General features: G+C 68.3%; 24 protein-coding genes. 6 read left to right on the forward strand and 18 right to left on the reverse strand.

Annotated elements, in window-relative coordinates; translation table 11 throughout:
• Position 1: 1 nt before the first annotated feature.
• Positions 2-466 carry a GNAT family N-acetyltransferase gene (locus FB475_RS19070; protein WP_141857571.1) on the forward strand — a complete coding sequence of 155 codons (465 nt, stop codon included), beginning with the start codon at positions 2-4 and terminating at the stop codon, positions 464-466.
• Here the strand turns inward: FB475_RS19070 and FB475_RS19075 are convergent.
• From FB475_RS19075 to FB475_RS19105, 7 genes are all read right to left on the reverse strand, one after another.
• Entirely contained in the window at positions 441-1,085 is a 645-nt protein-coding gene (locus FB475_RS19075) for a TMEM175 family protein (protein WP_185759306.1), read from the reverse strand. The two genes, FB475_RS19070 and FB475_RS19075, sit on opposite strands and share 26 nt — an antisense overlap.
• A gap of 30 nt (positions 1,086-1,115) precedes the next feature.
• A complete protein-coding gene (gene arfA / locus FB475_RS19080; RefSeq protein WP_141857573.1) occupies positions 1,116-2,609 on the reverse strand; it encodes an arabinosylfuranosidase ArfA in 1,494 nt (497 codons plus the stop codon).
• Positions 2,610-2,633: 24 nt separating this feature from the next.
• Positions 2,634-3,524: a carbohydrate ABC transporter permease gene (locus tag FB475_RS19085; protein WP_141857574.1), complete on the reverse strand. Its 891-nt coding sequence runs from the start codon at positions 3,522-3,524 to the stop codon at positions 2,634-2,636.
• Positions 3,521-4,402, reverse strand: a complete 882-nt coding sequence (locus tag FB475_RS19090; protein WP_141857575.1) for a carbohydrate ABC transporter permease — start codon at positions 4,400-4,402, stop codon at positions 3,521-3,523. Before FB475_RS19090 ends, FB475_RS19085 begins: the two co-directional genes overlap by 4 nt.
• Before the next feature lie 15 nt (positions 4,403-4,417).
• Positions 4,418-5,695, reverse strand: coding sequence for an extracellular solute-binding protein (locus tag FB475_RS19095; protein ID WP_141857576.1), 1,278 nt, complete (start codon positions 5,693-5,695; stop codon positions 4,418-4,420).
• 91 nt (positions 5,696-5,786) lie between these two features.
• A complete protein-coding gene (locus FB475_RS19100) occupies positions 5,787-6,797 on the reverse strand; it encodes a LacI family DNA-binding transcriptional regulator (protein WP_141857577.1) in 1,011 nt (336 codons plus the stop codon).
• A 22-nt stretch (positions 6,798-6,819) separates the two neighbouring features.
• Positions 6,820-7,011: a hypothetical protein gene (locus tag FB475_RS19105; RefSeq protein WP_141857578.1), complete on the reverse strand. Its 192-nt coding sequence runs from the start codon at positions 7,009-7,011 to the stop codon at positions 6,820-6,822.
• 84 nt (positions 7,012-7,095) lie between these two features.
• Between FB475_RS19105 and FB475_RS19110 the strand changes: the two genes are divergently transcribed.
• From FB475_RS19110 to FB475_RS19125, 4 genes are read left to right on the forward strand one after another with little or no spacing between them, the layout of a single operon-like run.
• The gene (locus FB475_RS19110) at positions 7,096-7,596 is read left to right on the forward strand and encodes a MarR family winged helix-turn-helix transcriptional regulator (RefSeq protein WP_141857579.1); all 501 of its coding nucleotides are present in this window, start codon (positions 7,096-7,098) and stop codon (positions 7,594-7,596) included.
• A complete protein-coding gene (locus tag FB475_RS19115) occupies positions 7,593-8,756 on the forward strand; it encodes an MFS transporter (RefSeq protein ID WP_141857580.1) in 1,164 nt (387 codons plus the stop codon). The genes FB475_RS19110 and FB475_RS19115 overlap by 4 nt, the downstream gene beginning before the upstream one ends.
• A gap of 9 nt (positions 8,757-8,765) precedes the next feature.
• Positions 8,766-9,800 carry an aminotransferase class V-fold PLP-dependent enzyme gene (locus tag FB475_RS19120; RefSeq protein WP_141857581.1) on the forward strand — a complete coding sequence of 345 codons (1,035 nt, stop codon included), beginning with the start codon at positions 8,766-8,768 and terminating at the stop codon, positions 9,798-9,800.
• A 9-nt stretch (positions 9,801-9,809) separates the two neighbouring features.
• On the forward strand, positions 9,810-10,235 hold the full coding sequence (locus tag FB475_RS19125) for a MerR family transcriptional regulator (RefSeq protein WP_141857582.1): 426 nt from the start codon (positions 9,810-9,812) through the stop codon (positions 10,233-10,235).
• On the opposite strand, the gene FB475_RS19130 is transcribed toward FB475_RS19125, so the two are convergent.
• The 9 genes from FB475_RS19130 to alr all read right to left on the reverse strand — a co-directional run bounded on the left by FB475_RS19130 (position 10,236) and on the right by alr (position 19,850).
• Positions 10,236-10,715, reverse strand: coding sequence for an SRPBCC family protein (locus FB475_RS19130; RefSeq protein WP_141857583.1), 480 nt, complete (start codon positions 10,713-10,715; stop codon positions 10,236-10,238).
• 40 nt (positions 10,716-10,755) lie between these two features.
• The gene (locus FB475_RS19135) at positions 10,756-11,964 is read right to left on the reverse strand and encodes a molybdopterin molybdotransferase MoeA (protein WP_202878364.1); all 1,209 of its coding nucleotides are present in this window, start codon (positions 11,962-11,964) and stop codon (positions 10,756-10,758) included.
• 68 nt (positions 11,965-12,032) lie between these two features.
• Entirely contained in the window at positions 12,033-12,251 is a 219-nt protein-coding gene (locus tag FB475_RS19140; RefSeq protein WP_141857584.1) for a formate dehydrogenase subunit delta, read from the reverse strand.
• On the reverse strand, positions 12,248-15,070 hold the full coding sequence (gene fdhF, locus FB475_RS19145) for a formate dehydrogenase subunit alpha (protein WP_141857585.1): 2,823 nt from the start codon (positions 15,068-15,070) through the stop codon (positions 12,248-12,250). Before fdhF ends, FB475_RS19140 begins: the two co-directional genes overlap by 4 nt.
• Entirely contained in the window at positions 15,067-16,572 is a 1,506-nt protein-coding gene (locus FB475_RS19150; protein ID WP_141857586.1) for a formate dehydrogenase beta subunit, read from the reverse strand. The genes fdhF and FB475_RS19150 overlap by 4 nt, the downstream gene beginning before the upstream one ends.
• On the reverse strand, positions 16,569-17,051 hold the full coding sequence (locus FB475_RS19155) for an NAD(P)H-dependent oxidoreductase subunit E (protein WP_141857587.1): 483 nt from the start codon (positions 17,049-17,051) through the stop codon (positions 16,569-16,571). Before FB475_RS19155 ends, FB475_RS19150 begins: the two co-directional genes overlap by 4 nt.
• 71 nt (positions 17,052-17,122) lie before the next feature.
• Positions 17,123-17,743 carry a M15 family metallopeptidase gene (locus FB475_RS19160; RefSeq protein ID WP_141857588.1) on the reverse strand — a complete coding sequence of 207 codons (621 nt, stop codon included), beginning with the start codon at positions 17,741-17,743 and terminating at the stop codon, positions 17,123-17,125.
• Entirely contained in the window at positions 17,740-18,696 is a 957-nt protein-coding gene (locus tag FB475_RS19165; protein ID WP_141857589.1) for a D-alanine--D-alanine ligase family protein, read from the reverse strand. The genes FB475_RS19160 and FB475_RS19165 overlap by 4 nt, the downstream gene beginning before the upstream one ends.
• Entirely contained in the window at positions 18,693-19,850 is a 1,158-nt protein-coding gene (gene alr / locus FB475_RS19170; protein WP_141857590.1) for an alanine racemase, read from the reverse strand. The genes FB475_RS19165 and alr overlap by 4 nt, the downstream gene beginning before the upstream one ends.
• Before the next feature lie 99 nt (positions 19,851-19,949).
• On the opposite strand from alr, the gene FB475_RS19175 reads away from it, so the two are divergent.
• Positions 19,950-20,537: a CGNR zinc finger domain-containing protein gene (locus tag FB475_RS19175; protein ID WP_141857591.1), complete on the forward strand. Its 588-nt coding sequence runs from the start codon at positions 19,950-19,952 to the stop codon at positions 20,535-20,537.
• On the opposite strand, the gene FB475_RS19180 is transcribed toward FB475_RS19175, so the two are convergent.
• Both FB475_RS19180 and FB475_RS19185 read right to left on the reverse strand, forming a co-directional pair.
• Complete coding sequence (locus FB475_RS19180) at positions 20,478-21,143, reverse strand: GNAT family N-acetyltransferase (RefSeq protein ID WP_141857592.1); 666 nt, start codon at positions 21,141-21,143, stop codon at positions 20,478-20,480. The two genes, FB475_RS19175 and FB475_RS19180, sit on opposite strands and share 60 nt — an antisense overlap.
• Before the next feature lie 35 nt (positions 21,144-21,178).
• Positions 21,179-22,327, reverse strand: coding sequence for an ROK family transcriptional regulator (locus FB475_RS19185; RefSeq protein ID WP_141857593.1), 1,149 nt, complete (start codon positions 22,325-22,327; stop codon positions 21,179-21,181).
• Positions 22,328-22,349 lie beyond the last annotated feature (22 nt).

Raw genomic sequence — 22,349 nt, forward strand, 5'->3', positions numbered from 1 at the left:
CGTGCCTCGTCAACTCATCACCGCGCTCGACGTCACCGATCACGAACTCGCGACCCGGCTGCTCGAGATCCAGCACGCCGCGTACGCCGTGGAGGCCGAACTGATCGGGTTCGACGGAATCCCACCGCTGCAGGAGGATCTACACGAGTTGATGGCCTCGACCGAGCACTGGCTCGGCCGGTACGACGGGTCGCACCTCGTCGGCGCGGTCGCGTACGAACTGCCCGACGAGCGCACCGTCGAGATCTCCCGGCTGATCGTGGACCCGAAGCACGCCCGGCGCGGTCACGGCCGGGCGCTGCTCGACCACCTGGACGAGCTCGAGCCGCGCCCGGTCAGCGAGGTCTCCACCGGAGCCGCCAACACCCCGGCCGTCAACCTCTACCTGTCCCGCGGCTACACGAAGACCGCGGACGTCGAAGTTGCCCCGGGCATCTACATCACGCGGTTCCGCCGCGGGTCCTGACCTGCTCGAACCCGTAGTACAGCGCCAGCAGGAACACGACGATCAACGTGAGCTGCGCGGAAACGAACGAGATCCCGATCGTCGCCGCATAGATCACCGTGCCGACCGAGTAGCGGACCAGCGACCGACGGATCTCCGCCTTCGACATGGTGTGGTCGACCAGATGGTGGCGGAGTACGTACCACCAGATCAGGCTGAAGGCGATCGCCGCGAGGGTCAGGTTGGTGCTGTAGACCGCGCCGGCGACGTGCCCGTTGTCGTCCTCGAGGTGCTCGGCGAACAAGCTGGTCGGGAACGGCAGCAGCGTCACCCACAGCAGCAGCAACAGGTTCAGGAACATCAGCCCGCGGTCGGCGCGCCGGATCTGCCGGAACATCGAGTGGTGGTTGACCCACATAATGCCGAGGATCGCGAAGCTGGCCAGGTACGCCGCGAACTGCGGCCACTCGTCCAGCAGTGCCGGCCACAACCGCTGACCCTCCTCGAGCTTGGGTGCGTGCAGTTCGAGCACGAGGAGGGTGATGGCGATCGCGAAAACGCCGTCACTGAACGCTTCGAGCCGATTCGTCTCCGCGAGATCGGACGGGCCGGACGAGGGCTGGTCGGACTGGGTGCTCACGGGCACCCAGTCTGAACCAATCAGCCCTGGTCAGCGCAGAGAAAGCGCTGTCCAGCTGATCGCCGGTAGCGTAATCGTCAATCGCCCGTCGACGAGCCCCGCGTCGGCCGGTTGTGCGGTAACGCGGTCCGGCTGGGCGGCGGAGTTCGTGGCCAGCGGATCGGCGTCGTGCACGATCAAGGCCTCGTCGATCGAGGTCACCCCGGTCCGGCTGACATCGATCGTGACCTCGACCGGCCCCTCGGTCGAGCGGTTCACGGCGAACAGCGCGACCTTGCCGTCGTCGTACGTCGCCACCGCGTCCACCGCGGACACTTCGCCGTACCGGGCGGTGTGGACGGTCGGCGAGTCGGGCGAGATCCGCAGTACCTGGCCGGCCGCGAGCCGGGAGGTGATCGCGAACGGGTGGAACGTCGGCTGCCGCCACGCCGCGCCGCCGGGCTCGGTCATGATCGGCGCGATCACGTTCGCGAGCTGCGCGAGGCACGCCACGCCGACCCGGTCGCTGTGCCGCAGCAACGAGATCAGAAGGTTGCCGACCACAACCGCATCGGTGACGTTGTACTCGTCCTCGATCCGCCGCGGTGCCACCTCCCACTGGTCGCCGGGGCCGTCGGTACGGCGGGAGCGTTCGCCGTACCAGACGTTCCACTCGTCGAACGAGATGCCGATCTTCTTGCTGCTCTTGAGTTCTGCGCCGACGTGGTCCGCGGTGGCGACAACCGCGTCGATGAAGTGGTCCATGTCGACCGCCGAGGCCAGGAACGACGCGGTGTCACCGTCGTCGTTGCCGTAGTACGCGTGGCACGAGATGTAGTCGACGAACTCGTACGTCTCCCGCAGTACGTCCCGCTCCCAGGTCCCGAACAGCGGCATCTTCGAGGAGGACGAACCGCACGCGACCAGTTGCAGATCCGGCTCGATCATCCGCATCGCCCGCGCGGTCTCCGCCGCGAGGCGGCCGTACTCGGTCGGCGTCTTGTGCCCGACCTGCCACGGCCCGTCCATCTCGTTGCCGAGGCACCACAGCTTGATCCCGTACGGCGACGCGCCGTGTGACTCGCGGAGATCCGAGATGGCCGTGCCGCCGGGGTGGTTGGTGTACTCGAGTAGATCGAGCGCCTCCTGGACGCCGCGCGTACCAAGGTTGATCGCCATCATCGGCTCGACACCGGCCTTGGCACACCACTGGTTGAACTCGTCCAGCCCGAACTCGTTGGTCTCGATGCTGTGCCAGGCGAGATCAAGACGCCGCGGCCGGGACGAGCGCGGCCCGACGCCGTCCTCCCAGCGGTAGTTGGAGACGAAGTTTCCGCCGGGATACCGGACCACGGAAACACCGAGCTCCCGGGTCAGTTCCAGGACGTCTTTACGGAAACCGTTCTCGTCGGCGGTCGCGTGGCCGGGTTCGTAGATGCCGGTGTACACGCACCGGCCCATGTGCTCGACGAACGTCCCGAAGGTCCGCCGGTTCACCGGCGCGATCGTGAACGCCGGGTCGATGGTCAGAGTGGCAGAGGGCACCGGATGGCTCCTGTCATCAGGTGTCTAGCCCTTGATCCCCGCGTCGCCGACACCGCGGACGACGTTGCGCTGGAACAAGGCGTAGACGATCAGCAAGGGCAGACCGCCCAGCACGGCCGAGGCCATGATCTGGGCGTAGCGCAGGCCGTACGAGCCCTGCACGTTGGCGAGGCCGACCGGGATCGTCATCATTGACGGGTCGGTGGTCACGATGAAGGGCCAGAGGAAGTTGTTCCAGGCCCCGATGAAGGTGAAGATGCCGACGGCAACCAGGATCGGCCGGGACATCGGCACCATCACGCTCCAGACGATCCGCCACCGGGACGCGCCGTCGACCCGGGCGGCGTCCTCGTAGTCGCGGGAGATGCCGTCGAAGAACTTCTTCAGCACGAACACCATCACCGGCGCGACCACCTGCGGCAGCACGATGCCGAAGTACGTGTCGACCAGGCCGAGCCGGGTCATCTCCTGGAACAACGGCACGATCAGCACCTGCGGCGGTACCAGGATGCCGGCGATGATGATCCCGAACAGCACCCGCCGTCCGGGAAACGTCGTGCGGGAGAAGCCGTAGGCCGCGAGCACCGACACGACCAGGGTCAGCGCGGTCACGAGGATCGACACGATCGTGCTGTTCAGGAACCAGCGGATCAGGTCGCCCTGGTCGATGACACTGCGGTACGCACCGATGGTCGGCGACTGCGGGAACCAGGTGATCGGCGCGCGGGTGGTTTCCGGCTCCGGCTTCAGCGACGTATCGAGGGCCCAGAGCAACGGCACCAGCCAGACGATCGCGAGGATCACCGCGCCGACGGTGGTCGCCGTACCGGCGAAGGTCCAGCGTGGTTTCACCGGTCCGCTGCGCGCGGGCCTGGTCGTCGGCGAGACCGACGTCGACTCCAGCAAGGCGGTCATGCCGACTCCCCCCGTCCGGAGAACAGTTTGAACTGCGCCACGGCGACGATCACGATGATCGCGAAGAACAGGTACGAGATCGCCGACGCGTAGCCGATCCGGTAGCTGGTGAAGCCGGACTCGTAGATGTACTGGATGATCGGCCGGGTCGCGTAGTTCGGCCCGCCGTTGGTCATCAGGTAGATCTGGTCGAAGATCTTCAGCGACGCCACCAGCTGCAGTACGGCGATCAGCCCGGTCGTCCGGCTCAGCAACGGCAGCGTGATCCGGAACAACTGCTGAAGTCCGTTCGCGCCGTCGATCCGGGCCGCCTCGTACACCTGCTCCGGAATCCCTTGCAGGGCAGCCAGATAGAGCAGGAAGTTGAACCCGACCGTCCACCAGACGGTCGTGATCACCACCGCGAGCATCGCGCGGTTGTCCGTGTTCAGCCAGTCGATCTCGGCGAAGCCGCCGGCCGTCAGCAGCCCGTTCACCAGGCCGAACCCGGGCTGGTAGATCCACACCCAGATCAGCGTCACGACGGTGGCCGGGAGGACAAATGGAGCGAAGTACGAGAACCGCAGCAGCCAGCCGAGCAGGCCTTTGCGGTTGGCGAGCAGAGCCATCACGAGCGCCACGATCACCAGTGGTGGCGTACTCATCGCGGTGAAGACCAGCGTGTTCTTCAGCGACGACCAGACGGCCGGGTCACCGAACAAATCGCGCCAGTTCTGCAGGCCGAGGAACTCGTGCTTGACGCCGGCCAGGCTGGTGTTGAAGAAGCTGTTCCAGAAGCCGGAGATGACCGGCCACAGCATGAAGACGACGAACAGCAGCAGGAACGGTGCCACGAAGAACAGCCCGCCCCAGCGCTGTTTCCAGTCCGCTTTTTCCATCAGAGGGTCCTCCTGTCAGACCGGGGACGGGGTGTCGAGGAGCTTCTGGGTGGCGGCCTTGAACTGCGCGAGGGCGGCCTTCGGGGTGGCCTGTCCGCTCGCGATCCCGCTGAACGCGGCCGCCGCCTCGTTCTCCAGTTGGGCTCCCGAGCCGCTGAACCACGCGTCCGGGTCGTACAGCACGTTCGGCGCCACGCTGCGGTACTCCGCCTGCGGCTTCAGGTTCAGGTACTCCGTACTCTTCACCACCGGCTGGTACGCCGGGATGTGGCCGCCGGCGGCCCACTCGGCGCTGTGCTTCAGCATCCAGGCGATGTACTCGATGGTCGCCTTCGTGTCGTCGGCGTTCCGGTGCGACTGGTGCGGCAGGACGAACGTGTGCGAGTCGCCCTGGAACTTCGGTACGTCGTACACGACCGGGAACGGCGCCATGCTGAACGGCAGCTTCGCGGTCTGGTAGGTCGTGACCTCCCACTCGCCGTTGAAGCTCATCCCCGCGTCGCCGTTGCTGAACTGGGCAACCAGCGCCGCGTAGTTCGCGGACCGCGGCGTGAGCCCTTCACTGGCGAGCTTCGCGATCAGGTCCAGCGCCTCGAGCGCCTTGGCGTCGTCGAGCACCAGTTGGGTGCTGTCCTCGTTGAAGAACTTGCCTTCGAGCTGGCCGTACAGCGTGTACCAGAGCCGCCACGGGCTGGTCGTGTCGACCGAGACCGCGTACTTGCCGGTGACGGACTTGACCGCCCGGAGCATGTCGAGGAACGCCGTCACGCCCTTGACCGGCTTGATCTTCCCGTCCGGCCCGAGCAACCCGGCTTTCTTGCAGATCTCGGTGTTGTAGTAGAGCACGAACGGGTGCTGGTCGAGCGGTACGGCGTACAACTTGCCGTCGACCACGCAGCGGTCCCAGGTCGCGGGCAGGAAGTCGGACTGCTGGATGCCGGCGGCGTTCAGCAGCTCGACCGGGATCGGGTCGAGCATCGTGGTCGGGCTGAAGCCCTTGATCCGCGACATGTGCATGGTCGCGACCTCGGGCGCCCGGCCGCCGGCCGCGGACATCGCGAGCTTGGTGTAGAACGGCGGACCCCAGGCCAGCGTGTGGGCCTGGAACGCGACGTCCGGGTGCTCGGCGACGTACTGCTGATGGATCTGCAGCAGGCGGGCGCCGTCGCCGCCGCCGAAGAGGTTCCATTCCCGGACCTTGGGCTTGCCGCGGAGGGTTCCGCAGCCGGTCAGAGCGAACGCGCCGAGCAGGCCACCAAGTACTGCTCGACGCCCAGGGGAGTAAGGGGGCATTTGTCCTCCAGGCGGAGTGGAGCACGCTTCTACACCGATGTACTACATCGGTGTAGAAAGATTGCACGGCCGCCTGAGGACCGTCAAGACGTCAGTTGGTGCCGGTGGTGGATTCGCGGATGTGCAGCTCGTGCCGGGCGGCGATCTCCTGGTGTTCGGAGTCGTCACCGGCCATCCGGCGGACCAGCAGGTCAACCGCCGTCCGGGCGATCTCGGTGCGCCCCGGATCGACCGTGGTCAGGCTCGGATTGCTGTAGCTGGCCTCGTCGATGTTGTCGAACCCGGCCACCGCGACGTCGTCGGGGACCCGGATGCCGTGCTGGGCGAGCACCCGCAGCGCACCCAGCGCGAGCGTGTCGTTCAGCGCGAGGACCGCGTCGAACGTGCGGCCGGACGCGAGCAGCCGCTCGGTCGCCTCGGCGCCGGTCGCGCGGTGCCAACGGCCGGCCGGGAACGCCAGCTCGGACGGTACCTCGAGGCCGTGCTCGGTCAGCGTCTCGGCATACGCGCCGTACCGGATCGCGGCCGTGCCGATCTTCTCGCCGGGATGGACGCCGAGGACCGCGATCCGCCGGCGGCCGATCGCCAGCAGGTGCTCGACGGCGGCCTTCGTACCGCTGACGTTGTCGATCATCACGTGGTCGACCGGGCTGTGGAAGATCCGCTCGCCGAGCAGCACCAGCGGCGTGTTCGACTTCAGTTGATCGATGTCCTCCTGGCCGAGGCCGAGCGGGCTGTAGAGCAGGCCGTCGACCAGGTGGCCGCGGGGCCGGGCCAGTACGGTCAGCTCGCGGTCGCGGTCCGCGCCGGTCTGCTCGATCATCACCGTCAGGCCGTGTTCGTCGGCGGCCTCGATGACCTGGTCGGCGAGCTCCCCGAAGTACGGCAGGCTCAGCTCGGGAATCGCCAGCCCGATCACCCCGGTCCGCCCGGACTTGAGGTTCCGGGCGGAGATGTTCATCCGGTAGCCCAGTTGGTCGATCGCCGCGAGCACCTTGGTCCGGGTCTCCTCGCGGATGTACGGGTACCCGTTCATCACGTTCGAGACGGTCTTCGGAGACACGCCGGCCTCACGCGCGACGTCGCGCATCGTCACCGCCATGGCGTCACGGTAACTGAGGAGGTCAGCCCTGGGGGTCGTGCGGTGGGCGGCGTGGCGGGTTGGGCTGGGGGCCGAGGGACCTGCTGCCCGGGTGGTCGGGAATGTCGGGCTCGTCGTCCTTGTCGAGTTCGAGGCCCTCCTCGCGGAGGGTGTCCTCGACTGCGGGATCCATCTCGTGACCGGGGTGTGGCAGTCCGGGCCTGTCGAAGCTCATGGCACCTCCGTGCCGCTCGTCGTTGTCCCCACGGTACGACTCCAGGGCCTTGCGCGATACATGATCCAGTCATATGAATGGATCATGTCCGAAGCGAACGTCTGGGCCGCCTGGACCCTGCGCAGTCATGACGCGTTGACCGCCGCCGTGGCCGAGGTGATGCCGCCGGGCCTGGGCCCGCGCGACCTCGCCGCGCTGACCCTGCTCGCCGCGCACGAAGGCTGCTCGGCGGACTGGCTGTTCGCGCGGATCGGGCTCACACAGTCCGGCACGGTCCGGCTGATCGACCGGCTGGAGCGCCTCGGGTACGTCGATCGTGCGCGCCGCGGACGGGTGCTCGCGCTCGGGCTGACGGCCGCGGGGCGTGAGCTGCTCGCGGCGTGGACCGCGGCCCGGGACTCTGCGGGGGAGGAGGTGCTGGATGCGCTGACGGCGGATGAGCGGCGGCAGTTGACCGAGTTGCTGTCGACGGCCCTGCGTCGTACGCCGCGGGCTCGTTCGGTCGCCGATGCGACCTGCCGATTCTGCGACTGGCCGGCCTGCTCGGCCTGCCCGGTGGATGAGTCCGTGGAGGCGTCACCGTGAGCCGGCCGGTCGCTGGGCTTGCGGTTGCCTGGACGCTGGCCTCGACGGCGGACAACTTCGTGATGTTCGTGCTGTTGTGGATCGCCGGTCCGCAGGGCTGGACCGGTGCGGAGACCGCGCTGCTGGTCGTGGCTGCTCGGGTCCCGACGGTTGCCGGCGGCATCCTCGGTGGCCGCGCGGTCGATCGGTTCGGTCCGGTCCCGATGCTGATCGCCGACGGGGGCGCGCGGGTCGTCCTGATGGGCGCGTTGGCGGTCGCGGGCTGGGGTCAGCACCCGTCGCTCTGGGTCGTGATCGGGCTGTGCGCGGCCGCCGGTACGACGCCACCGTTGGCCTACTCGGCTTCCCGAACGCTGACTCCACTACTGGTCGACGACGAGTCGCTGCCGCGCGTCAACGCGTGGCTGGGGATCGGTGATCAGCTGCCGATGGTGCTCGGCGCCGTGCTGGCAGGGCCGGCGCTCGGCCTGCTGGGCCCGGGACGCGCGTTCCTGGTGCCGTTCGCGATGATGCTGATCGTCGCCGGGATCGCCATCCGCCTACCGCGCCGTCGTACGACCAGTCCTGAGACCGCCGAGGTGCCGCGCGTGCGTTGGTCGAAGGGACCGGTGGTGGGCTTGATCGCCTTGTCCGCCGTGTACTACTTCACGTACGGACCGTTCGAGAGCGTCCTGCCGCACTTCACCCGCGACCAGCTGCGCAGTGGGGTGTCGGGCTACACCGTGTTGTGGGTGGCCTTCGGGGTGGCGGCGTTGTCGACCGTACCGCTCGCGTCCTGGCTCGGTCGGCGCCGACCGGGGTTGGTGAACGCGATCGGTGCGCTGGTGTGGGGTCTGGTCACCCTGCCGATCGTCTCGATGTACACGCTGCCACCCGCGGTGGCGATCTTCGTTGTGTCGGGGGCGGTCTGGGGCCCGTACTCCGCGATCGAGACGACCGCGCTCCAGCGGTGGGTCGATCCGGCGGCGCACGGAGCGATGTTCGGGACCCAGCGGGCGCTGCTGGCCATCGCCTCTCCACTCGGCGCCGCGGCAGGAGCGCTGGCGCTGGACCACACCAGCCCCGCAAGCATCCTTGCCATCTCGGCCTTGAGTTGCAGCGCCGCCGGTGCGATCGCCGCGTGGCCACTGCGGGCCGTCGGCGCCCGGCGAGGTCCGTAGGGTGGGCCTGTGGACATCGAAGGGTTGTGGGATGCGGAGCCGGGCTGGTTGAACACTGCGTCGTACGGGTTGCCGCCGCGAGTGGCATGGGACGCGTTGCAGGCTGCCTTGGCGGACTGGCGAGTCGGTGCGACCAGTTGGGAACCGTGGGACGAGTCGACGGCGCGGGCTAGGGAGTCGTTCGCGCGGCTGGTCGGTGCGGACGTCGCGGACGTGTTCGTCGGGAGTACGGTGTCCGCGGCGATGGCGCCGATCGCGAATGCGTTGCCGGACGGCGCGAAGGTGCTCACCGACAGCGTGGAATTCACGTCGAACGTCTTCCCGTGGCAGGTGCACGCGGACCGCGGCGTCCAGGTGGTCGCCGTACCGTCGGAAGACCTGGTCGCAGCCATCACGCCCGGGATCGACCTGGTCGCGGTGTCCGCGGTGCAGTCGTCGACCGGTGCCGTCCTCGACCTGCCGGCAGTAGTTGCCGCAAGCAAGGAGATTGGCGCGCTCGTGGTGATCGACGGGAGCCAGGCCGTGGGCTGGCTGCCGCTGCGCGTCGACGGTATCGATGCCTTGATCACCCACACCTACAAGTGGTTGATGTCGCCACGCGGCGCGACGCTCGGATACCTGTCACCACGGTTGCAGGAGCGCTGCCGACCGTCCGCAGCCGGTTGGTACGCCGCGCGTGACGTGCACAGTTCGTACTACGGCCCGGTGATGGAGCTCGATCCGGGCGCACGCCGCTTCGACCAGTCGCCCGCGTGGTTCAGCTTCGTCGGCGCCGCGCCGGCGCTCGAGTTGGTCGAGCAGCTCGGTGTCGACAGCATCAACCAGCACAACGTGGAGCTCGCGAACGAGTTCCGCGCCGGCCTCGGTCTCGAACCGTCAGACAGCGCGATCGTCAGCACGAACCTGCCCGGCGCGCAGGAGGCCTTCGCCGCGGCCGGTATCCGCGCGGCGGTCCGCGACGGCAAGCTCCGCGCGTCGTTCCACATCTACACGACGCGGGCCGACGTACAGAAAGCCCTCTCGGCGCTGAAGCCCTTCATCTAAGCTGCTGATATGGCTGGCTTGAGTATCGGGCAGGTGGCGGAGCGGACCGGGTTGAGTGTGCACGCGCTGCGGTTCTACGAGCGTGAGGGGTTGTTGGCGGACGCGGTACGGCGGGAATCGAACGGGCGGCGGGTCTACACCGAGGACGATGTGGACTGGCTGAACATGTGCATCAAGTTCCGCTCGTCCGGGATGCCCTTGGACACGATCCGCAAGTACACGGACCTGGTCCGGCAGGGCCCCGGGAACGAGGCCGACCGGCTCGCGCTGCTGAAGAGCCACCAGGACTACGTGAGCGAGCAGATCGCGGCGCTCAACGAATGCCTGAACGTGATCACCTGGAAGGTCGGCTGCTACCAGGAGGCGCTCGATGCAGGCCAGGCCGACTGCCTGTGGACGGCTGCGCCCGCACAGGCAGCCAGCGAGGCGTCGTAATCAGCTCAGCGCGGTCTCCATCGCGGCGAGCGTGCTGCGCATGTTCGCCGCCAGTTCGTCGAGACGTCCCTGAATGATCTCGGCGGCCCGGTCGGGGTACTTCGTGACACCCATCCGGAGCCCGCTCTCGCCCGGACCGTGCGAGAACGTCTGCTGTACGAGGGTCTGTGCGCCTCGGTCCGCCAGCGCGTACTCCCAGTGCGCGAACGGGACGTCCTCATCGCCGTACACGTCCCAGCCGAACCGGGTCGGCTCCTGGAAAACGGTGACTGTGCAGGTCACGTACGTTTCCAAACCGTCCGCGAACCGGTTCCGCGCCTCGAAACGGGCACCCGGTTCCAGCCAGGCGCCGTAGTAGCACTCGGGGCTCCACTCGCCGTACCGCTCGATCGCGGTGATCCCCGACCACAGCTCGTGGATCGGCAGGTTCATCAGTACTCCGACGCCGGTGGTCGCACCGGTCACTCCGTAGTCGTTCATACCCGGGACATCGGAGGCAGCCCGGACACCTCGACATTTCTCAGCTGAGTTGCCACCTGGCGCCGGGGTCGATCGGGAGCAACCGGGCGGCGATGGCCTCCGACGGGCCGGGGGCGACGACGGCTAGGGCGTCGGCGATCGCCGGGCCGCGGAGCATGGCCGCGCCGCCGTGGCCGACCGGTACGGCGCCTTGCGGGGTGAGGAGGACCGGCACGAGCCGGGTGTTCGTCGGGTGGCAGGTGATGCCGCCGGGGACGGAGATGTTCGCGAGGCTCGGGAGCGGGAGGCCGCGCATGCGGGTGATGGCCGCGACGCCCAGCGTCAGGAACGCGACGAGCGCGGCGTGCGGGTTTCCGGGGAGGCCGAGGACGAGGCGGCCATCGGGGAGTTGCGCGAGTGCTTGCGGGTGACCGGGACGGCAGGCGACACCGTCGACGATCAGCTCTGCCTCCAACTCGCGAAGTACGGCCCGGAGGTGGTCGGCCGGTCCCGAGGCCGACGATCCGGAAACCAGGACCACGTTGGCCTTCGATTCCTTGATCGCGGCGACCAGTTCGTCGCGGTCGTCCCGGAGGTGCTTTAGTACGCCGTTCTGCGCGCCGGCGCGGGTGATCAGGCCGGGCAGCATCGGGCCGATCGCGTCCCGGACGCGACCAGGCGCGGACGGCCCGCGGTGGACGAGCTCGTCGCCGGTGACGAGGGCGTCGACGGTCGGCTTCGGGATGACGGTGAGACGGTTGAGGCCGACGGTCGCGGCCAGCCCGAGCACGGCCGGGTCGACCACGATGCCGGCGGGGAGCAGCTGGTCGCCGGGGCGGCATTCCTCACCGGCGCGGCGGATGTGCCGGCCTTCCTTGACGGGTCCTTCCAGCCGGTCGCCGGTGACGGTCGCGTCCTCGGTCCGTACGACGGACGTCGCGCCTTCCGGAACGGTCGCACCCGTGACGATCCCGGCCGCCTCGCCGTCGGCGAGCGTGCCGGGATCCGTGGCGCCGGCCGTGACGTGGCCGATGATCCGCCACGGTCCGTCGCCGCGGACGGCGTACCCGTCCATCGCCGACCGGTCTACCGGCGGTACCGCGACCGGCGCGACCAACGGCGTACCGAGCACGCAGCCGTCCGCGTCGTGCAGCGGTTTGGAGACGACCACGCCCGGTCGCGCCACCGCGTGCGCGAGCCGTCGAGCCACGTCCCACTCGACTGCTTCCCGCTGCCGATGGGCGCGCGTCACCCCGGGCCTGTCGTCCACACCACAACCCTCTCCAACCAGACCCGCGTTGTCGACCCGGCGCCGCCCGGCGGCGGGCGTGCCGCCGGTCACAATGCCTGGAGCTTCTTCGCGGCCAGGGCGGCGGCCGGGTCGAGGTCGGTGGCGCCGGAGTTCGCGTGGTCGATCAGGGCCTGTTTCATCCGCGGGTCCCAGACCGCCTTCAGATGGTTGGCGATCGCGGTGGCGGCGTCGGTGGGGGAGCGGTGCGCGAACTGGGCAGCGATCTCGTTCGCCAGTCGCACGTACGGCGGCACACCTGCGCTCATCGCTTGCCTCCAGCAACCGCCGGCTCGCGGGCCGCGTCGGTGACGGTCGATGCCGGAACGAGGTCGACCTGGACCGCGGTGACCTTGTACTCGGGGCAGTTCGTGGCCCAATCCGAGTTGTCCGTGGTGACCACGTTCGCACCGCTGACCGGATGGTGGAAGGTGGTGTAGCAGACGCCGACCGGCATCCGGTCCGAGATCCGCGCCCGTAGCTCGGTCCGCCCGACCCGGCTCGACAGCGCGACCAGGTCCCCGTCCGTCACCCCGCGGACCTCCGCGTCGTGCGGATGCAGTTCCAGCACGTCCTCGGCATGCCAGGCGACGTTCGCGGTACGCCGGGTCTGCGCGCCGACGTTGTACTGCGAGAGGATCCGCCCGGTCGTCAGGATCAACGGGTACTTCCGCGTGGACCGCTCCGACGTCGGCACGTACACGGTCTCCATGAACCGGCCCTTGCCGCGGGTGAACTCGTCCTCGTGCATGATCGGCGTACCGGACGGATGGTCCACGTTGCACGGCCACTGGATCGACCCGAGCTCGTCGAGCTTCCCGAACGAGACACCGGCGAACGTCGGCGTGGTGATCGCGATCTCGTCCATGATCTGCGCCGCCGAGTCGTAGTGCATCGGGTACCCCATCGCCTGCGCGAGGTCGCAGACGATCTCCCACTCCTGCTTCCCGGTCCGCGGCGCCATGATCGGCCGCACCCGGTTGATCCGTCGCTCCGCGTTCGTGAACGTACCGTCCTTCTCCAGGAACGACGTCCCCGGCAACAGGACGTGCGCGAACTTCGCGGTTTCGTTGACGAACAGGTCCTGGACGACGAGCAGATCGAGCGCCGCCAGTGCCGCGTGGACGTGCTGCGTGTTCGGGTCCGACTGGGCGATGTCCTCGCCCTGCACGAACAGTGCCCTGAACGAGCCGTCGATCGCCGCGTCGAACATGTTCGGGATCCGCAGCCCCGGCTCGTCGAGGATCGGCGTACCCCAGAGCTTCTCGTAGATGTCGCGGACGTCGTCGTCGGAGACGTGCCGGTAGCCGGGCAGCTCGTGCGGGAACGAGCCCATGTCACACGAGCCCTGCACGTTGTTCTGGCCGCGCATCGGGTTCACGCCGACACCCGGCCGGCCGATGTTTCCGGTCGCCATCGCCAGGTTGGCCATGCCCATCACCATCGTCGAGCCCTGGCTGTGCTCGGTGACGCCGAGACCGTAGTAGATCGCCGCGTTTCCGCCGGTCGCGTACAGCCTGGCCGCCGCGCGGATCTTCTCCGCCGGTACGCCGGAAATCTCCGACACCGCTTCCGGGCTGTGTTCGGGCTGCGCGATGAAGGTTTCCCAGGCCTCGAAATCCTCGCACCTGCTGCTCACGAACTCCCGGTCCACCAGCCCCTCGGTGACGACCACGTGGGCGAGGGCGTTGATGATCGCGACGTTCGTCCCGGGGGCGAGCTCGAGGTGGTACGCCGCCTCGACGTGCGGCGAACGCACCAGGTCGATCCGTCGCGGGTCGATCACGATCAGCTTCGCGCCGTTGCGCAGCCGTTGCTTCATCCGCGAGCCGAACACCGGGTGCGCGTCGGTCGGATTGGAGCCGATCAGCAGGATCACGTCGCACTCGTCGACGGAACGGAAGTCCTGCGTTCCGGCGGATTCCCCGAAGGTCTGCTTCAGCCCGTACCCGGTCGGCGAGTGGCAGACCCGGGCGCAGGTGTCGACGTTGTTGTTCCCGAAAACGGCACGCACCATTTTCTGGACCGCGTACACCTCTTCGTTGGTGGTCCGCGACGAGGTGATCGCGCCGATCGACCCTTGACCGTGCTCGGCCTGGATCTCGCGCAGCCGGCGGGCGGTGAAGGAGATCGCCTCGTCCCAGGAAACTTTCCGCCACGGCTCCGACACCGTGTTCCGGACCATCGGCTCGAGCACTCGGTCGGGGTGGCTCGCGTACCCGAACGCGAACCGGCCCTTCACACATGAATGCCCTTCGTTCGCGCCGCCGTTCTTGTACGGAACCATCCGGACCAGCTCGTCACCACGCAGCTCGGCCTTGAACGAGCAGCCGACACCGCAGTACGCGCACGTCGTCAGCACGGTTCGCGTCGGCATGCCGAGCTCGATCACCGACTTCTCCTGCAGCGTCGCGGTCGGGCACGCCTGGACGCACGCCCCGCAGGACACGCAATCCGACTCGAAGAACGACACCCCGGCGCCGGCGGCGACCTTCGAGTCGAATCCTCGTCCCTCGATGGTCAGCGCGAGCGTTCCCTGTACTTCGTCGCACGCGCGGACGCAGCGCGAGCAGGCGATGCACTTCGACGCCTCGAAGTCGAAGTACGGGTTCGAGGTATCGGTCGGTGCGTCCAGGTGGTTCGCACCTGCCTCCACTCCGGAGCCGTACCGGACCTCGCGCAGGCCGGTGACGCCGGCCATGTCCTGGAGCTCGCAGTCGCCGTTCGCGGAACAGGTGAGGCAGTCGAGCGGGTGGTCGGAGATGTACAGCTCCATCACGCCGCGGCGGAGTTTGCCGAGTCGCTCGTTCTGCGTCCGGACGATCATGCCGTCGGCGACCGGCGTCGTACAGGAGGCCGGAGTACCTCTCACACCGTCGATCTCGACCACACACAACCGGCACGACCCGAACGCCTCCAGGTTGTCGGTCGCGCACAGCTTCGGTACGTCGACGCCCGCCTGCTTGGCTGCGCGCATCACCGACGTACCGGGTGGAACGGTGACGGGCACGCCGTCGACGGTCAGGTTGACGGTCGCGGCGCCGGGACGTTCCGGCGTTCCGAAATCGGCTTCTTTCAGCAAGGTCATGCGTTGAAGTCCTCTCCGAAGTGGCGGACGGCGCTGCGTACTGGCATCGGAGTGAGGCCGCCCATCGCACAGAGCGAGCCGTCGGTCATCAGATCGCACAGGTCCTCGAGCACGACGAGGTTCTTCTGCCGGTCGTCGTTCGCGACGATCCGATCGATGGTCTCGATGCCGCGGACCGCGCCGACGCGGCACGGCGTACATTTCCCGCACGATTCCGCGGCGCAGAACTCGAACGCGAAGCGCGCCATCGCGGCCATGTCCACGGTGTCGTCGAACACCACGATCCCGCCGTGCCCGACCATCGCACCGGCCTGCGCGAACGCCTCGTAGTCCATCGGCAAGTCGAACTGCTCGACCGGCAGGTACGCGCCGAGTGGGCCGCCGACCTGGACCGCCCGGACCGGACGGCCGGACGCCGTACCGCCGCCGAAGTCGTTCACCAGTTCGCCGAGGGTGATTCCGAAGGCGGTTTCGACGATTCCGCCGCGGGCGATGTTTCCGCCGAGCTGGAAAACGCTGGTACCGCGGGAACGTCCGGTGCCGAGCGCCGCGTAGGCCTCGGGGCCGTGCGCGAGAATCGCCGGAACGGTTGCCAACGACAACACGTTGTTGACGACCGTCGGACGGCCGAAAAGTCCTTGGAGAGCAGGGATCGGAGGCTTGGCGCGCACCATGCCGCGTTTTCCCTCGAGGCTTTCCAGCATCGAGGTTTCCTCGCCACAGATGTACGCGCCGGCGCCGACCCGGACGTGCAGGTCGAAGCCGAACCCTGAGCCGAGCACGTCCGGCCCCGACCAGCCCGCCTCCCGCGCCCGGTCGATCGCGGCCGTCAGCGTCGCGACGGCGTCCGGGTACTCCGATCGCAGATAGACGTACCCTTCCGCGGCGCCGACGGCGTACGCGGCGATCGTCATACCTTCGATCAGCGTGAACGGATCGCCCTCGATGAGCATCCGGTCCGCGTACGTGCCGGAGTCGCCCTCGTCCGCGTTGCAGCACACGAACTTGAGGTCAGCATCAGCGTTGAGGACCGTCCGCCACTTGATCCCGGTCGGAAAACCTGCCCCGCCCCGTCCGCGCAACCCGGACTCGACCACGCGCTCGACCACGGCACCCGGTTCCAGCGCCAACGCGTTCCGCAGCCCGGCCAGCCCACCGTGCGCCATGTAGTCGGCCGTCGACAGCGGATCAACCACCCCGACCCGAGCAAACGTCACCCGCTCCTGCCGCCGCATCCACGGCAGCTCCTCCACCACCCCAAGACTTTCCCCAGCCCCCTGCAGCATCCCCGCCGCGACCAACCCATCCACATCCTCCGCGGCCACCGCCGCATACCCCACGCGCCCCCGCGAAGTCTCCACCTCCACCAGCGGCTCCAACCACAACATCCCCCGAGACCCCGTCCGTACGACCTCTACATCCCCGACGGCCGCAATCCGCTCGGCAGCCTCATCCGCTCCCACTGAGCGAGCTGCCGAGTCCTTCGGTACGTAGATCTTCATCGGGCCTCCCCGAGGAGGGCGTTCAGGCGGGTAGGGGTTACCCGGCCGTGGAGTTTGCCGGCGATCTGGACTGCGGGGCCCAGGGCGCAGTTGCCGAGGCAGTAGGTTTCTTCGAGGGTTATCCGGCCGTCGCCAGTGGTCTCGCCGAAGGTGCAACCCGTGGACTGTTGGGCATACTCGGCGAGGGCGACCGCACCGACGGCGCGGCACGCCTCGGCTTGGCAGATGGTGACGGTGGTGCGGCCGGGCGGAGTGCGCCGGAAGTCCTTGTAGAACGTGACGACGCCGTGGACCTCGGCGACGGCGAGGTTCAGTACGTCGGCGATCACCGGGACATCGGGCTGATCGACGTACCCGAGTTCCTCCTGCACCGCATGCAGGATCGGCATCAGTGCCCCGCGCAGACCACTCAGCTCCGTGGCGATCTCGCGAACACGCTGGGCCCGGACCGGGGCACCGACCACGACCTCGCTCGTCATGTATACAGCATTCCGTCGCCAGTAGTCATCGGTCAAGACCATGCTGGCTATTAGTCGATAGGCGGCGGCTCTCAACCAGGGATGGCAGCGGGCCCGTACACAGCGCTCGGCCGGTCCTCCACGAACGCCCAGTACCGGTCGCCGTAGGACCAGTGCCACCATTCGGTCGGGTAGTTCACCAGGCCGGCCGCTGTGAGTACGTCGGCCAGGAGCGACCGGTTCTTGCGGGCCTCGCCGGTGACGTTCGGGGCGGCGAAGAAGCAGGCGCCGTCGCTCTGCTCGGGCGTCGCGTCGATGGGTGTGCCGAGATCCAGCGGGCCGTACGCACCGATCAGCGTCAGGTCCACAGCCGCACCGGCGACGTGCGGGGCGACCTCGATCGGGGATACGAACCGGCTGGCCAGGACATGGGCGTCACGGTCGGAGATGCCTGGGTGCAGCCGCTCGAGTTCGGCGCGGTATCCGTCGTAGATCTTCTGCTGGCTCACTGCCGGCCGCAGGCCTTCGACGATGTGAAGCCGGATCCCGGCAGGCAGGAACGCGTCGGCGATCGCGAGCCGGTCCGCGACACCTTCGCGCGCGAACTGCCGTCCGGTCGTCGACAATCCTCTGCTGAACAAATCGACCAGCGGTTCGCCGTTCTCGATCGCGGGAATCGTCGTGATTCGCTCGTCGCTGAGCAGTACGGTCATCCGCGCGCCACCGCCGTACGGATCAGGTTGTCGACGATCTCGACGTACGACATGCCGGCCGCGGCCCACATCCGCGGGAACTGCGACGCGGGCGTGAATCCCGGGGACGTGTTGATTTCGTTGACCACCGGCACGCCGTCAGCCGGTACGAAGAAGTCCACCCGCGCCAATCCGGCGCAGCCCAGAACCTCGAACACTTCGATCGCCGCACTGCGCAATCGTTCGGCGAGCTCCGGATCGAGTGGAGCTGGTACGACGAAACGCGTGGCGCTACTGTCGTACTTCGCGGTCGCGTTGAAGAACGGCTGCTCCGGGTCGGCGTGGATCTCCAACGCAGGTGCGGTGTCGACGCGTCCGTCCGGAAACTCCATCACCGCAAGGTCGATCTCGCGCCCGACCAGCTCCTGCTCCACAAGGACGTCCGGTGCGGCGTCGGCGATCGCGGTCAGCAAGGTCGGGAGATTCGTGGCGCGGGTGACGCCGAAGCTCGAGCCGCCGCTCGCCGGCTTGACGAACAGTGGGAAGTCCAGGGCGGACACCTTCAGCTTCTGCAGGATCGCCTCGGTGTCGGTCAGGTCGGTCCCGCGCAGCGTGATTCCCGGCGTGACGGGAATGCCGTGTGCGCGCAGGAGCGCCTTGGTCAGCTGTTTGTCCAGACCGATCGCGCTGGCGGCGATACCGCTGCCGACGTACGGAATGCGCAGCTGCTCGAGGAACCCTTGCAGACGGCCGTCCTCGCCGCCCTCGCCGTGCAGCGCCGGGATCGTGATGTCGCAAGCCTGCAGGATCTCGATCGCCTCGTGTTGCCCGTCCATCCAGTTGCCTTCGGCATCGATCACCATCGGGATCGCGGTGTGACCGAGTAGATCGACGGCCTTCAGGATTCCTTTGCCGCTGGCAAGCGATACCTCGTGCTCGGGGCTGGCCCCACCCATCACGACCACGACTCTCATCGACGTCCTTCCTCGTAGCGGCGCGGAACCCGGTGTCCTATTCCGCAGTAGATGTCGTGCGGGATCGTGCCCGCCCAGTCGGCCCAGTCCTGTGCGGAGGGTTCGCCCGCGGAGCCGTCGCCGAAGATCGTGACCGGGTCGCCGGGTTCGACCGCGACCGCATCCGCGTCGACGACGAACTGGTCCATCGCGATCCGGCCTATCACCGGCATTCGCACACCGCGACACAACACACTCGCCCGCACCGGCGGTGCGAGCGGAACCGTTTGGTGTGGGCCGATCCGGGGGATGCCGTCGGCGTAGCCGAGGGGGATCAGGGCGATGGTCGTGTCGTGGGAGGCGATGAAGTCGTGGTTGTACGAGACACCTTCGCCGGCTCGGATTCGGCGTACCTGGGCCAGTTTGCTCTGTAGCCGCATCGCCGGACGCAGCCCGATCCCCAGCTCGTCGATCCCATACAACCCGGCGCCGATCCGGATCAGGTCCGTGTCCGGCGCGTCGAGTGTGATTGCTCCGGCGGAGTTGACCAGGTGCACGACGCTCGGCCGCAAACCGGCCTGCCGGGCGAGCCGCACCCCGGCGCGCAGGATCTCGAGCTGCCTTCGGCTCTGCACGGCATCGCGCGCCGAGCCGTGCGAGAGGTGTGACCAGATTCCGCGCACGGTGACAGCACCGAGCGCCTCGTAGTGCGCCGCCGTTCGCGTGAGTTCGATCCACTGGTCAGGCGTACTCCCGGCCCGATGTAAACCGGTGTCCAGCTTGAGGTGCACCTGATGAACGGAGGGCGTTGAGGCGACTCGCTGCAGCTCCGCGACAGTGGAGACGCTGACGTCCACATCGCCGAGCAACATGAGCTCCGCCGCGTCGTACAGCCAGGTCAGGATCGGCACACGGAGACCGGCCGCGCGCAGTTCCAGCGCTTCGGCAGCATGCGCGACACCGAGCCAGGACGCACCGGCTTCGACCGCGGCCCGGGCGACCGGTACGGCGCCGTGGCCGAACGCATCGGCCTTGACGACCGCCATCAGCTGCTGCGGAACACGTTGCCGGAAACTGCGGACATTGTCACGGACCGCGGACAGGTCGACGACCGCTTCCGACAACCCGGTGGTCCCACGGGTGATCGGGCGGCGGCGGGACTGGACCAGATGCATGCCAGTCATTGTTGTTTCCGGCAACGATTCGCATCATCGGAGCGCGGACGGATGTCTACCGGCCCCGGCTACGACCGTGGTATGACCCGCCTCATCCCGATGAATGAATTCGATCGGTACGCCGAACTTTCCCCGATACTGGACATCGTGGAAGCCACCGACCATCTGAAGGACTCGCTCACGGCCGCGATCGCGCTCGCGAACACCTTCGGAGCTCCCCAGCGTCGCGGCCGCCCGGCGACCGCCCCGACCGCCGCCGCTGTCGAAGAAGTCCTCCGGCTGACCACCAAGCGCGCTCCGACGACGGATCCCAGCGACTACGCAGCCGACGGAAAGATCTTGTACGACGCGCTGAGCCTCCTGCCCGACGTCGACGGCGCCGCCTCGCTCGTGAACGAACTGCTCGCGAAGACCAAGGCAGCTCCCCACCTGACCCGCACCGCAGGCGAGCCCTGGCACCTGCACTTCGGCTCGCCGGACGAGGCGAACGGCTGGCTCGCCGAGTTCGCCACCGCCGTGGCGATGCTGCTCGGCAGCGACCAACTCGAGCGGGTTCGCCGCTGCGAGGCCGTCCGCTGCGACGAACTGTTCCTCGACGCGACCCGCAACCGCACCCAGCGGTTCTGCTCAACGGCCTGTCAGAACCGGACCAAGGTCGCCGCCCACCGGGCCAAGGCGAGCACCTGACGCGGTCACCATCGTCGCCTCGGCGACCCAGCCGAGCTTCGTGTAGAGGTGGAAGCCGTCGGTCGTGGCCATCAACAACCCGGTCTCCGCGCCGAGCTCGATCGCCCGCGCCGCCAGCGCGCCCATGACCACGCTGCCGAGCCCGCGCCGCCGATGCGCCGGATCGGTCTGGATGTCGTGCATCACCGCAGCTGTCCCGACGACCGCCATCATCCCGTGGGCCGCGACGCTGCCGTCCGGTGCGAGCAGGCGAACGAACGACAACGGACCATCGGTGAACCGGGTCAGCTCGTACCCCCCGACCGAAGGCTGCGGATGGCACGACAGCTCGATCGACATCAAGGTCTTGTGCTCGTCGAACGGGATCGCACCGGCCGCCAGAAGCTGTGCGGCCACCTCGTCGCCGGTGTGCGTCGTAACAGTCAGCCAGGTGCCTAGGGGCAGCTGGTCGGCCAGCCGCGCCACGATCGCGGGCTCATCGGTACGGCTGAACAGTTCACGCTCACGCCCCGGAAGTCGCAGGACTACGCCATACGCATCGTCGTACTCGACTACCGGCTCCAGCCCGCGGCACAGCCGCCAGCCCTCCAACCATCGCCTCATCATGAGAGCACTGTAACTGACAATAATGAAATAGGCAGTTACGAAGAGGTTCCCAGCACGAAGGTCTGGATCGCCACCACCGCAGCGCCGCGCGCCCATTCGCTGAAGTCGGCCGGCTGCTGCACCATCGGCAGCTCGGCCGCCGACGGGTGCCGGTCGGCATGCAGCCCGGCCAGCAGCTCCTCGTGCGCAACCTCGGCCAGCCGAACGCCTTCGCCGCCGAGCACGACCAACTCCGGCATGGTGAAGTTGGCCGCCGCCGCGATCAGCTTGCCCAAGGCGCGACCGGCCCGCCCGACGACCGCACGGGCGGCCGGATCACCCTTCGCCGCGAGATCGAGCGCCTCGTCGTACCCGACGTCCCGGCCGAGCGCCGTACCGAGCTGTGACGTGATCGCGCCGACCGTCAGCAGACTGAGCGCGCAACCCCGGTGGCCGCGGTCGCACAACGGCCCGTCCGGGATCAGCGGATAGTGGCCGATCAACCCGAGCGTGACGTCCGGGCTGTCGACGACCTTGTTGTGCACGACGAGCCCGTAGCCGACGCCGGCGCCGATGGTGAGCAGTACGAAGCGGTCCGAGTTCCGGCCGGCACCGAACCAGTGCGTGGCCTCGGTCAGCGAGGTCAGGTCGTTCGCCAGCACGATCGGCACGCTGGTGTGCGCGGCGAGGATCTCGCCGAACGGTACGTCGACCCAGTTCAGGTACGGGCCCCACCGGACCTCGGAGTGGTTCGCGACCCGCCCGCCGAGCGAGACTCCGAGCCCGGTGAGCGGTCGTCCGCCGGGGACCTGGACCTGCAGTTCGTCCATGATCTCGAGGACCAGCTCAGCGACGGCGGACGGCGTGGCGTCGGTGATCGGCCGCTCGACGGTGGCCAGCACGTCCGCGCGCAGGGTGGTCAGAACGCCGATCGCGGAGTCGCCGGTGAGCTTGATACCGACGAAGTGGTGTGCGTCCGCGTCCAGGTCCAGCGGCTGCGACGGACGCCCGACCCGGGCATCGGTCGGACCACCCTCGACCTCGACGAGCAGACCGGATTCGACCATCGGCTTGGTCAGCCGGGTCAGGCTGCCGGGGGACAGGCCCACGCGGCGGGACAGCTCGGCGCGCGACAACGGCCCGTCCAGCAGGATCTCCAGCGCCACCTGCCGCGAGGGGCCCGCCAACGGCTGCCACTCACCCATTGCGCCAGCGTAGCGGTGGCCC

The organism is Kribbella jejuensis, from assembly GCF_006715085.1.
Lineage (GTDB): Bacteria > Actinomycetota > Actinomycetes > Propionibacteriales > Kribbellaceae > Kribbella > Kribbella jejuensis.